The organism is Mucilaginibacter sp. CSA2-8R (assembly GCF_038806765.1).
GTDB lineage: Bacteria > Bacteroidota > Bacteroidia > Sphingobacteriales > Sphingobacteriaceae > Mucilaginibacter.
In genome coordinates this window covers 2,339,475-2,351,545 of the sequence record NZ_CP152389.1, presented here as the reverse complement: position 1 = coordinate 2,351,545, position 12,071 = coordinate 2,339,475, and the positions used below count along the sequence as shown (strand labels likewise).

The 12,071-nt window shown below is 42.4% G+C and carries 10 protein-coding genes; 5 read left to right on the top strand and 5 right to left on the bottom strand.

Annotation, left to right across the window (positions count from 1 at the left end):
* Position 1 precedes the first annotated feature (1 nt).
* The 4 genes from AAGR14_RS09785 (at position 2) to AAGR14_RS09770 (ending at position 4,908) form a co-directional block, all read left to right on the top strand.
* Positions 2–1,033, top strand: a complete 1,032-nt coding sequence (locus AAGR14_RS09785; protein ID WP_342648408.1) for a glycosyltransferase — start codon at positions 2–4, stop codon at positions 1,031–1,033.
* Between the two features lie 85 nt (positions 1,034–1,118).
* Positions 1,119–2,723, top strand: coding sequence for a glycosyltransferase (locus tag AAGR14_RS09780; RefSeq protein ID WP_342648407.1), 1,605 nt, complete (start codon positions 1,119–1,121; stop codon positions 2,721–2,723).
* 13 nt (positions 2,724–2,736) lie between these two features.
* Entirely contained in the window at positions 2,737–3,732 is a 996-nt protein-coding gene (locus AAGR14_RS09775; RefSeq protein ID WP_342648406.1) for a polysaccharide deacetylase family protein, read from the top strand.
* 111 nt (positions 3,733–3,843) lie between these two features.
* Positions 3,844–4,908 (top strand): endonuclease/exonuclease/phosphatase family protein, encoded by a 1,065-nt coding sequence (locus AAGR14_RS09770; protein ID WP_342648405.1) that lies wholly within the window; start codon positions 3,844–3,846, stop codon positions 4,906–4,908.
* Between the two features lie 67 nt (positions 4,909–4,975).
* Here the strand turns inward: AAGR14_RS09770 and AAGR14_RS09765 are convergent, their stop codons facing one another.
* The 5 genes from AAGR14_RS09765 to AAGR14_RS09745 are packed head-to-tail and all read right to left on the bottom strand — an operon-like array spanning position 4,976 to position 10,901.
* On the bottom strand, positions 4,976–6,559 hold the full coding sequence (locus tag AAGR14_RS09765) for a sodium:solute symporter (RefSeq protein WP_342648404.1): 1,584 nt from the start codon (positions 6,557–6,559) through the stop codon (positions 4,976–4,978).
* 28 nt (positions 6,560–6,587) lie between these two features.
* Positions 6,588–7,739 carry a four-carbon acid sugar kinase family protein gene (locus AAGR14_RS09760; protein WP_342648403.1) on the bottom strand — a complete coding sequence of 384 codons (1,152 nt, stop codon included), beginning with the start codon at positions 7,737–7,739 and terminating at the stop codon, positions 6,588–6,590.
* Positions 7,740–7,744: 5 nt separating this feature from the next.
* A complete protein-coding gene (pdxA, locus tag AAGR14_RS09755) occupies positions 7,745–8,782 on the bottom strand; it encodes a 4-hydroxythreonine-4-phosphate dehydrogenase PdxA (RefSeq protein WP_342648402.1) in 1,038 nt (345 codons plus the stop codon).
* Complete coding sequence (locus AAGR14_RS09750) at positions 8,775–9,713, bottom strand: dihydrodipicolinate synthase family protein (protein WP_342648401.1); 939 nt, start codon at positions 9,711–9,713, stop codon at positions 8,775–8,777. The genes pdxA and AAGR14_RS09750 overlap by 8 nt, the downstream gene beginning before the upstream one ends.
* 42 nt (positions 9,714–9,755) lie before the next feature.
* Positions 9,756–10,901 carry an iron-containing alcohol dehydrogenase gene (locus tag AAGR14_RS09745; RefSeq protein ID WP_342648400.1) on the bottom strand — a complete coding sequence of 382 codons (1,146 nt, stop codon included), beginning with the start codon at positions 10,899–10,901 and terminating at the stop codon, positions 9,756–9,758.
* Between the two features lie 286 nt (positions 10,902–11,187).
* Here AAGR14_RS09745 and AAGR14_RS09740 point away from each other — a divergent pair, with 286 nt between their 5' ends.
* Positions 11,188–12,060 carry an AraC family transcriptional regulator gene (locus tag AAGR14_RS09740; protein WP_342648399.1) on the top strand — a complete coding sequence of 291 codons (873 nt, stop codon included), beginning with the start codon at positions 11,188–11,190 and terminating at the stop codon, positions 12,058–12,060.
* The last annotated feature ends 11 nt before the right edge of the window (positions 12,061–12,071 follow it).

Below are 12,071 nucleotides of genomic sequence, written 5' to 3'. Positions count from 1 at the left end.
TATGGAAACACAAGAAAGAATACCTCAAACGCCACCAATCATTGCTCCACTCGGGATTGACGTACCTCGTGTGCTGTGGTCGGTAATGATTCCTGCTTATAATTGTTCGAAATACTTAACAGAAACCATAAATAGCGTATTACTGCAAGACTTGGGCGCGGATATTATGCAGATAGAAGTGATTGATGACTGCAGTACAGATGATGACGTACAAAGGTTAGTAGAAACCGTGGGCAAGGGCCGGGTTAGTTATTACCGACAGAAAGAAAACGTAGGTAGCCTGCGTAATTTTGAAACCTGCATCAATCGCGCCCGCGGCAAGTACATTCATTTACTGCATGGCGATGACCGCGTTTTGCCTGGCTATTACGCTGGTATACAAAATGAGTTTGATCTTCTTCCCGAAGCAGGTGCTGTTTATTCTGCGTGGCGCACCATAGACGAACACGGAAATATTGTTGCGGAAAGAGCTGAACCTGTAAAAGACGCAGCAATTTTAGAGCAATCACTGCTAAAGTTAGCCCGCTTAAACCTGATTCAATACGTATCTATAACCGTAAAACGTGAAGTTTACGAAAAAGTTGGCAGCTTTTATGCCGCCCGTTATGGCGAGGATTGGCTTATGTGGGTTACTATATCTAAACATTTTCCGATTGTTTTTCTTCCTAAAACGTTTGCTGAGTACCGACTACACAAAACATCGATATCCAGCGACAGCTTATTGAGCGGAGAACACTTTGTCGATATCAAAAAAATATTCAGCCTCACAAAACCATTGCTGCCGCCTGATAGGCAAAAAGAGGTGATACTATACGCTCGGAAAGATTATGCTTACTATTCATTACAATTAACGAGTGACCTTTGGCATTCTATCAAAAAAACCAAACCTGTACTTAGGCAAATTACCGGGCTTTTAAATTTTTATGTTGATGCCCATATCTTAAAAGGTATTGGACATTTGTTATCGTGGTTAGCTAAAGACGAACTGAGAAAACTGATTTTATTTAAAAAAGAAGAACCAGATAATTCTTAAACAACTTTACTCAGCAAAATTTTATGTAGAGCTTATATATATTAAGTATCAGCTCTATCAATTGTTCACCATAGCCGCCAACCTTATGACACAGCACAATTTTCACCATGCCTCTCTGCCATTAATTTCTGTTATTATCACAAATTATAATCACGGCAAATATCTTTCAACGGCTATTAACAGTGTACTTTCTCAATCTTATTTAAATTTTGAGGTCATTGTTATCGACGATGGGTCAACAGACGATAGTCGCTCGGTGATAGAGCGATACCAATCCGTCAAGTATATTTTTCAGACAAATCAAGGACTATCTGCCGCCCGCAACAAGGGTATCGATATTGCAGCCGGCGAATACCTGGTATTTTTAGATGCAGACGATTGGCTTTACAACAATGCACTTTCCATAAACGCCGGCTACCTATCAGGCAATGATGACGCGGCATTTGCTTACGGTGCACACCAGATAATCAATACCGGCAAAGGGACGTCGGTAACTGTTTCTATCGAGTTGAAGCGAACGCCGTATCAACAATTACTACAGGGCAATTACATCGGCATGCATGCCACTGTAATGTATCGCAAATGGGTACTGCAGCAGTTTAAGTTTGATGTTACCCTAAAAGCTTGTGAGGACTACGACCTGTACTTGCGTATTGCAAAGAAACATCCGGTTATTCATCACCAGCAGCTTATCGCAGCTTATATGCATCACGGCGACAACATGTCATTTAATCATTCTTTGATGCTTAATAGTGCATTGCATGTATTAGACAGATTTGATAATGATCCAAATGCAGAACAAGATCATAAAGCAATAGGTACAAGATTTTGGAAAAACTATTATACCATAGAAAGCGCCCTGATGTTAGAAAAGCTACCGTTAAGAAAACTGTTGCAGCAAAAAGAGTCATTGCGCATTCTTGCGGAGCATAACAGGCTCCTTTTAATCAAACTATTATCAAAAAAAGGGTGGCAAGCTCTCAAAAGCAAATGCAAATCTGCCTTTCTACGCGGTTCTAATCAAGTGATATGGCCGCCAATTAATCGCGTAAACCTTGGCGATCTAAACCGGATCACACCATTTAGCCTTGAGTTCGGCTATGACCGGGGCGGCCCTGTTGACCGCTTTTACATTGAAAAGTTTCTGGCGCAAAACAGTCATGCAATCAAAGGGAGAGTTTTAGAAATTGGTGATAACGAATACACTTTAAAATTCGGTTTAACCAATGTGGTACAAAGCGACATTTTGCACATTGACGACAGCAATACCAAGGCAACATTTGTTGGAGATTTGAGCAATGCACCCATGTTACCTGATAACAGTTTTGATTGCATCGTGTTAACGCAAACTCTGCATCTCATTTATAACTACATTGACGCTATAAAAACCTGTTACCGGGTATTGAAGCCCGGTGGCAGTCTACTTTTAACGGTACCAGGCATAAGCCACATCGCCCACGACCAATGGGGAAAGTACTGGTTCTGGTCTTTCACGGATGCATCAATAACACGTCTGTTAACTGAAAATTTTGACGGTACCGCTGTGATAGATACCCATGGCAACGTGTTAGCTGCCACAGCATTTTTATACGGCATGGGTAGATATGAGCTGAGTGATGAAACCTTAAATAGTCATGATCCACACTATCAGGTTATTATAACCGCTGCATGCAGAAAACTTAAAGCTTAACCAATGCCGTATAATGTTTAAATTATTCGCAAACTTTAAAACTGGATGTAATGCGGTAGTACTGATGTACCACCGCGTTACTAATTTAGTTGTCGATCCATGGCAATTAGCCGTTAGTCCTGAAAGGTTTGAGGGGCAGCTAAAAGTCCTGAGCAAAAAATACCGGGTAATTGCTTTAGACGAATTACTTTATCAGCGAAAGCACGGTAAAATCAAAAACAAAACGGTTGCGCTCACCTTTGATGATGGATACCTTGACAATTATGTATATGCTAAACCACTGCTGGAAAACTATAACTGCCCGGCAACTTTTTTTATCCCGCCCTATTACCTCGATACACAACGAGCATTTTGGTGGGATGAACTGTTGACGCTGATTCTTTTCTCTGTCGAACTACCAGAATACATTAAAGTGGATACCGGTAAAAAGATATTTAATCGACGGGTTAAAGCAAGAACAATTAACACTGACGCAGAGAATCTTAGACTTTGGATCTGGAACCAACCTTATCCTACTGAACGTTGCGAAATATATATGGCGCTTTGGGCCTTTTTACAACCTTTACTGATTAATGAAATTACCAGCTGCCTTGACCAATTAACCGCATCTATAGATCACCCCGCAACGATGTCGTCAAGTGATAAAGCCATGAGTGCTGCGCAATTAAAACATCTAACTGACAATCCGCTATTTAAAGCAGGCATTCACACCATGTCGCATCCTGCTCTGGCCTATCATGGTAGAGCAAATCAGCAGAAAGAGCTGCTAAATTGCAAAACTGCATTAGAACAGCAGTTGAAACAAATCGTCAATATTGCAGCCTATCCGTACGGCAACTTTAACGATGACACTTTGCAGGTAATGAAAGAAAATCATCTATCTGCCGGCTTTACTACCCACGCCCAAAAAGTTAATCGTACCAGTAAAGTTTTCGAATTAGGCCGTTTTCAGGTAACCAATCAAAACCAGTCAGATTTCGAGCGTCAATTAAGGCAGTGGTTTAAGTAATATACATTAAGTGCTCGTTGCATGTAAGGCAAACTAATATATTATTAGAAATAAATTAGGATTTAATTAAAGTTAATTGAACATATTGCGGCTTAAAAATTTTACAAAGTTTTGCCGTTGTTAGTCTATCATATTACCTTCTACCTAAGCTTATTTATTATCTTATCTACCGCCATCCCTCTCATTCGTAATGATTATTGGGTTTTCAGGGTATTTGAATATCCGCGCCTGCAAAAGCTTATTTTGAACGCATTACTGTTAGCAGTGATGCTTATTTTTTATTTTCCTGCTAATTTCAAAGATACCGCACTCGCAGCCGCACTCACATTAAACTTAATTTACTTGTGCGTAAAAATATACCCTTTTACGCCATTAGCACCTAAGCAACTGGTAAAAAGTATAAATACAAACAGTACCCGGAATAATATTAAACTTCTGGTGGCCAACGTTTTTCAGGATAATCAAAACTCAGCCGCTTACCATCAATTAATTAAAGACTGCAGTCCGGATCTGGTGCTGATGGTTGAAACCAACCGATGGTGGGAAGCACAGATGAGAAACATTGAAGCTGCCTACCCCTATCAGATTAAAGAGCCGTTGGAGAATACTTACGGAATGATGCTTTACTCCCGCCTCCAGCTAGCCGATGGCGCTGTTCAGTATCTGGTAGAAAATGATATTCCGTCCATTGAAGTTAATGTAAGCTTGCTATCAGGGCAACAGGTAAAACTGTACTGCCTTCATCCAAAGCCGCCAGTACCTCAGGAAAGTCCGACATCAACCGAGCGCGACCGCGAAATATTACTGGTAGGCCAGAAAGCCAAAAACAGCCCTATCCCGGTTATAGTTGCCGGCGACCTGAACGACGTAGCTTGGAGTTACACTACAGAATTATTTTCAAAAACCAGCGGTTTGCTCGATCCACGAAAAGGCCGCGGCTTTTTTAATAGCTTTAATGCAAAATACTTCTTTCTGCGTTTTCCGTTAGATCATATATTCTGCTCATCCGATTTTAGTCTGAAAAGCATTTGTACTTTAAATAATTGTGGCTCTGATCACTTTCCGATTTGCGTAGAACTGCAGTTTGATCCGAGAGCCGAATTAATTAATGAAGAACCCGAAGCTACACAGGAAGATATGGAGTTAGCAGAGGAAAAAATACAAAAAGAAGCTTGATTTAGCCTATTATTAGTAACTGTGTGGATGGAAGAATTTAAGGTAAAAAGGCGAACTTGAATAGCGCTTACGAATTGGCCAGTTGCTTATCCTGCTCTCGCTCCTCGCGTCTGCCTTCTCGCCAGCCGCTGTAAAGTAAGTTACGATCTAACACCGGTTTCGGGAAAAACAGACTCGCTATGTAACCTACAAAGATAACCACCAGGTGGCTGTAAACACCTAACATAAGTTTGTTGTGTGTAAAATTGAACTTTCCCAAGTCGAGCAAAACGGTTTTGTTGGTGCCCGTACCAATCGGTGTTGATGTCAAAAATGCATAAGCCGTAAAGCAGATACAAACTACGATAGCAATATTGATGCCCTGGCGGTTAGCCCTCGCGCTGAACAATCCTAACAGGAATATACCTACAATGCCGCCGGAAAATATCGCGTATAGCGTAAATATGATGCCCAAAATACCTTCGTTACCGATATTAATATAAATGCCACCAATAGTGATGGCAATGGCACCTGAAACAAAGATCATCCACTTACTGGCATCCAGATAGCTTTTGTCTGACTTACCGGGGAAAAGTTTTTTATAATAATCTTCGATACCAACTGCTGCAAGCGAGTTTAAATCTGCGCTTAAACTGCAAATCGCCGCCGAAACCATGGCCGATAAAATAAAGCCGATTACGCCGGTGGGAAGTTCGGTCATGATAAAATGCGGGAAAATTGCATTTGGGTTTAATCCGGCCGGCAAAGCGTTTTGTTGATAATAAACAAACAGACAGGTACCAATAAACATAAACAACATCCAAACCGGCACGGTAAGTGATATACCCAACAACGAAGCCCTGATAGCTGCCTTGTCTGTTTTAGCCGTTAAATAACGCTGTACTACGGTTTGGTCGGTACCGTATTTTTGGATGGCATAAAACATACCGTTAATAGCCATCACAATAAAGGTGAGCCGTTTAAAATCGATATCGTATGGGCCAAAACCGGCACGGCCATTTGCTGAAGCTACTTTTAAAATCTCGGGTACACCACCTTTTATAGAAAATATTAAGACCACCAAACACAATATACCGCTGGCAAAAAGCATAAAGCCCTGAAAAACATCGAGCCATATAACGGCTTCCATGCCACCCAATAAATTCACCGCAATAATGATGGCACCTACCAGTACAATGATAAAATACATATTACCGCCTGTCATGCTATTGAGTGCCACCGCCAACAGAAAGAAAACAGTGCCCATGCCCGAGAACTGCCGCAACACGAATGCAATGGAGCTGTAATATCTGGCAAAGAGCCCAAAACGCTTTTCAAAATATTCGTAAGTACTTAAACCAATTACCTTCCTGAATAGTGGCACGATAAACCAGATAGTTCCCATCAGAACTACGGGCACCATCAATCCCTGCACTAATAAAATCCAGTTAGATGAAAATCCTTCGCCGGGATAACCCAAAAAGGTAACACTGCTGATGAGTGTAGCCAGTAATGACATACCGATAGCCCATGCCGGCACACGCCCCCTGGCCGCAAAGTACGATTGGGTAGTACTTTGGTTTTTGGCATATCGTAAACCCAAAAACAGCGTTGTAAGCAATACAGCGATGATAATGAGGTAGTCTATAATACCTAACTCAGGTTTAATCATGGTAAATTGGTTATCGTTTTAAAGGCAGTTAAAATATCCAGGTCTTCTCACTCCATGGATAACTGCCGGGCTTTAAAGTAACGTGTAAATTTGCAGCAATCATAGTACTGCATCTAATTAATCCGGGACCAAACTCGTGTACCGGGTAAAGCGTATCTATATTCAAATCATTTAGAATAGCGGCAGCGGTAGAACCTCCCTCAATAATAAGTTCTTTTACTTCAACCGCTTCCATTACTCTTTTAACCGCCGCAGCGATGGTTTGACGCAATACGGCAGCATCGGGTTTAAAACCGGAATTGTCTCTTTGCTCAATGGCCATTACCGCCTTACCTTGATTGTTAAGCAAAGCTACTACCTCACTACACCAGTCGGCCAGAACTTTAATATTTTCTTTGTTTTGTTGCAGGCTAGCAGGCATATAAGCAACCGGACCGGCACCATCTTTTAGATTACTGACCAGCCTGGCGTTCTGCGCAAATGTGGTACCGCTGACGTACAAAACTGGCTCATGGAAGAGGCCGTTTTCTGCCGACGAATATGTTGCCTTTTTAAGCTTTGACTTTAACAGCGCTGAAAAAAAACCACCGCTGCCAGCCGGTAAAATTTCCCGGCCACAGTGCTGAGCCCATAAATCTAAATCATCAGCGCCACTTACTTCACCAACGGTAATCCCCGAAACCGGAAAATTACAATCAGGTTTACAAACCGTAACCACTCCTGTTTCATCTTTTAACATTCCGGCTGCATCAGCACAAAGTACCGGAAATTCCGGGTCGATGGCAAATGATGTCTGATGTACTGGTACGCCGTTCACCAAATACACATCATCAATTAGCATTCTGCCTAAATGCGGGTTTGCAGATGCTACGAGCGCACTGTCCCAGCCCAATACTTGCAGTTCTGCTTCAATCTCCGCCAAAACATGGCCACGCATTACCGAGTCTATCTTTTTAAAAATAAACTTTGGATTTAACCGCTTGATATCTTGACATGCTTCGGTTACTGCTCTAACAGCCTCTTGCAGACATTTCGACCTCGAGTCCGTGTTGATGATTAACAGGTCAGCCGTCGTATTGTGCTTTACCTGCCGGCTTATTTCCACATTCAGACCGTACTGTAATCCTATGCCGCCAATTTCGGCAGCGCCCGTTAAATCGTCGGCAATAACGGCAATCATAAAAGTTAGGCAGTTACCTTATTTTTGGCGAGTTGCACGGCCGATTTAATAGCCAGCACCATTGCATCCTCGCTCGCTATACCTTTACCGGCAATCTCAAACGCGGTTCCGTGGTCAACCGATGTGCGAATGATAGGCAGTCCCATGGTGATGTTAACACCTTTAACACTGTCCATCTGCTTTTTCTCGGGGTTCCATTTAAAGCCAGATAATTTAAACGGAATATGACCCTGGTCGTGGTACATGGCTACCACGCCACCGTAATAACCGGTGGCTGCCTTAGAGAACATGGTATCTGCAGGTACTGGCCCTTCCACATCATATCCTAAGGCTAAAGCCGCTTGCACTGCAGGTAAAATTTCCTCATCATCCTCGGTGCCGAACAATCCCGAGTCGCCAGCATGAGGATTTAAACCTGCAATTCCGATTTTAAGATTTGTTTCGCCCAGGCTGATTAAGCCGTTGTGCAACAGTTCCACCACCTCAATGATCCGGTCTGTCTTCACCAGATCACAGGCCTGGCGTAAGGATACGTGTGTAGAAACGTGTATGACTTTCATGCTATCTTCAACCAGCAGCATAGCATATTTTTTTGTACCGGTGTATTGCGCATAAATTTCGGTATGCCCCGCAAAATGGTGCCCGGCCTCGTTCATCGATTTTTTATTGAGCGGACCAGTTACGGTAGCCTCGATTTGCCCTACCATGGCCAGTTCAATCACCTTAACTACCGACTCGAATGCTGCATTACCTGCCATAGCCGATACTACACCGAATTCCAGTTTGTCCAGCTCAACGTTATGAAGGTCAAAAACATCCACATTACCGTACTCAAACCGGGCTTCTTTCACATCCTGGATTTTATTGACAGTAGCCACTAAGCCCAGCTTACTGATGATATGATTGAATACACTAACATCGCCTACAATAAATGGCTTGCAGATGTCATAAATCTCTCTGTCTAACAGTGCTTTGATGGCAATTTCAGGGCCGATACTTGCCGGATCGCCCATAGTGATGCCTATAATGGGTTTATCAAACATGGTTTAGTTTGCTAAGTTTAATACCTTCTTTGTCTAACAATTCGTAAAATGCCGTAATCAGTTGAGACGTTTCATAGTCTGATAGCTTTTGCAGCGGCGACATCATGTACGGCTGACACAAGCCTACTTCCTGCATCAATGCTTTTAACGCAGCTAAAGACTGCCCTAATGAGCGGCCCGACTGATATAAGTTACCCAAAACATCCGACTGATGCTGATAGTAATAAGCTGCTTCAGAGTCGTTGTTGGCTACGGCTTCGGATAACTTACAGTATATTTCGGGAGCCACATTACCAGTGCTTGGTATTAAACCATCGCTGCCGTTTAACAAGCCATAGGCCGATTGTGCCGCCCAGCCAATAAAATGACTGAAATCGGGCCGTGATGCCCACAACTTTAACGATTGTGCTAAGCGTTCTGTACTGCGTTCAGAATCTTTAGTACCCATAATATAATCATGATGGCTCAATTCGTCGATCAAATCAAGCGGGATAGACATATGCGTAGTTGCGGGTATGTTGTAAACAATCAATGGGTTTTGTACCCGATCGGCCAACTCTATAAAATACCGCCTCATTTCATCCGTGGTTAAGCAGTAGTAGGTTGGCAGCGTAGCCGCTACAGCATCTGCGCCGGCATCAAAACTACGCTTGGCCATCTCTACCGACTCATCAATACTATTGCTTGAGATGCCCATGTACAGCACTCCACCATTAGGCTTAAGCCTGCCTGCAGTTTCGATGTACTCGTTTTTTAATTCTGCCGGAAACGACGCGGACTCACCCGTTGTACCTAAAATAAAAGGCGATGCTTTATTTTCATACACGTTGGTAAATATCCTATCAAGCGCCTCTGCATCTAAAGTATAACGGTCGGTTAGCGGAGTAACCACCGGTATAACATTTCCTTTAAATTTATTAGGGTTTTTCATGTAAAAATTTCACATTTATATCTTTTGTCTGCCGACTGTACTTTAATAAGCTTCTTCGTAAATAGCTATAGCGTCGCTTAAAGTTACTTCCCGTGGGTTGTTATTCAATAAGCGAGTAATTTTCAAAGCATCTTCGGCCATTTGCGGGATAGCTTCTGGCGGTATACCTAACTTACTCAGCTTATCGGGCACCCCGCAATCTTTAATCAGCGATTTAATTTTTTCTACGCCAGCGAACGCCGTGGCCGAATCATCGCCTTCGCGGGCACAGCCCAAAGCTACGGCCACATCAGCGTAGCGTTTAGTTGCAGCCGGAATGTTAAATGCCATCACGTAAGGTAAAAGCAAGGCGTTCGACAAGCCATGCGCTAAATGAAACATGCTGCCTAAGGGATAAGACAGCGCATGCACAGCGGCCGTGTTAACCGGCCCCAAGCAAAAGCCGCCTAACAGGCTACCCATAGCTACGTGCGTCCGTGCCTGGGTATCATTGCCCTGTTGTACCGCCTGTACCAGGTTAGCGGCAATAAGCCGCATACCCTCGTAAGCATATATATCAATAAAAGGTTGAGCAAATTTATTAGTGTAAGCTTCCAGGCAATGTGTTAAAGCATCGAGCCCGGTAGCGGCTGTAATACTGGCAGGTACACTTGCAGTCAATAACGGATCGACATAAACAATATCGGGTACCAGGTACGGACTAATAATACCTTTCTTTTGATTATCGGTATCATCAACTAAAATAGCGTTGGGCGATACCTCACTGCCGGTACCTGCGGTGGCTGGCAAACAAATTAATTTTTTGTTACGTTGCTTCAATAAACCATTGCCTACAATTTCCTGTAAGGTTTGTGTATTATCCACCTGCGCAGCTATCAGTTTGGCAATATCCAGCACACTGCCGCCGCCAATACCCACTACTACATCGGGTTCAGTTATTTTGTATTTGTTGATAAGCTTTTCAAAATCAGAAAAGCTTGGTTCTTGTACAATGCTGGTATCAACAGTAACACCCAAACCTTTTTCTTTAAGCTGATAGATGAGTGTTTCCAGTTGAGGCAGTAATGGTTCAATAGTAACCAGCAGCACCTCTTTACAATTAAGCTGAGATATTTCTTGGCTTAAACCGGAAAGTACACCGCTGCCGAAAATAAGCTTACCCGGAAAATGTATTTTTAAATTCTGCATTTAATTAATAAGGCATTACCTGTTTATTTGGCCGGCTTTGCCTATTAGCGAAAGCCAGTTGCCTTGTGCAACCGCAAAAAATCTTAATGTATTTATTACTGGTGGTTTAACAGCAGGTATATACTCACAAAACTATAGCAATTGCCATCTAATTGCTTATAGCATTTTTTCCATAAATTATAACATGTTACCATGTTATCTAAAATGTTACTGTAAAAGAGGAATATATTTTACACTTTTACGTTCATTTGCTATCTTCAAATACTAATTATAAGCTTTCAGGTCTATGAAGCCCATTTATCGTAAATTATCTGGAGAGTCTGAGTCCTCTTTTAGCATCAGGCATGATGTTAAGCCCAATTTTGGCAATATCTGGCATTATCATCCTGAACTTGAGCTGCATTATAACATTAAAGGCGAAGGCGTACGTTTTATCGGCGATAATATAGGTAACTTTTCATCTGGCGAGTTGATATTACTTGGCCAAAACCTGCCGCACGCCTGGCGATGCCGCGAGGAGTACTATCAGCAAAATAGCGGTTTAAATATTGAAGCTATAGTTTTCCAATTTTTGCCTACCTGCCTGGGTAAAGATATTTTGCAACTACCGGAGGCGTTTTTGATTAACAAGCTTTACGAGCGTGCCAAAAGCGGAATGATATTTTATGGCCAGACAAAAGATAAAGTAATCGAACTGATGAAGGGAGGCGTCAATGCCGGAAGCTTAGACCGCTTGATTGTTATGCTGTCGATACTCAAAACCATGGCCGAAAGCAATGAATATAAGCCCATCGTCAACAACCTCAACGCTTTCCAGCAACCGAGCGAAATGGACGACGCCCGGTTGAGCCATATTTACACTTACACGCTGTCGAACTACAAACGCGATATTACCTTAAAAGAGATATCCGCTTTGAGCAATTTAAGCGTGACCTCGTTTTGCCGCTATTTTAAACTGATGACTAATAAAACGTATTACGATTTTTTGATCGAGATACGCATTAGTCACGCCTGCCGCTTTTTGGTAGAAAACAAACTGATCACCGAGGTTATTTGCTTTGAGTGTGGCTTTCATAACGTATCCAACTTTTACCGTCACTTTAAGAAAGTAAAGGGTGTAACCCCGGCCGAGTACAAACGCAGATATTTGAAAAATTAAATGTGCCGCAT

Bases quoted from the DNA above. Each gene is read 5' to 3' on its own strand.
- AAGR14_RS09785 (WP_342648408.1), top strand. From the start codon at position 2: ATGGAAACACAAGAAAGAATACCTCAAACGCCACCAATCATTGCTCCA.
- AAGR14_RS09780 (WP_342648407.1), top strand. From the start codon at position 1,119: ATGACACAGCACAATTTTCACCATGCCTCTCTGCCATTAATTTCTGTT.
- AAGR14_RS09775 (WP_342648406.1), top strand. From the start codon at position 2,737: ATGTTTAAATTATTCGCAAACTTTAAAACTGGATGTAATGCGGTAGTA.
- AAGR14_RS09765 (WP_342648404.1), bottom strand. From the start codon at position 6,559: ATGATTAAACCTGAGTTAGGTATTATAGACTACCTCATTATCATCGCT.
- AAGR14_RS09760 (WP_342648403.1), bottom strand. From the start codon at position 7,739: ATGATTGCCGTTATTGCCGACGATTTAACGGGCGCTGCCGAAATTGGC.
- pdxA (WP_342648402.1), bottom strand. From the start codon at position 8,782: ATGTTTGATAAACCCATTATAGGCATCACTATGGGCGATCCGGCAAGT.
- AAGR14_RS09750 (WP_342648401.1), bottom strand. From the start codon at position 9,713: ATGAAAAACCCTAATAAATTTAAAGGAAATGTTATACCGGTGGTTACT.
- AAGR14_RS09745 (WP_342648400.1), bottom strand. From the start codon at position 10,901: ATGCAGAATTTAAAAATACATTTTCCGGGTAAGCTTATTTTCGGCAGC.
- AAGR14_RS09740 (WP_342648399.1), top strand. From the start codon at position 11,188: ATGAAGCCCATTTATCGTAAATTATCTGGAGAGTCTGAGTCCTCTTTT.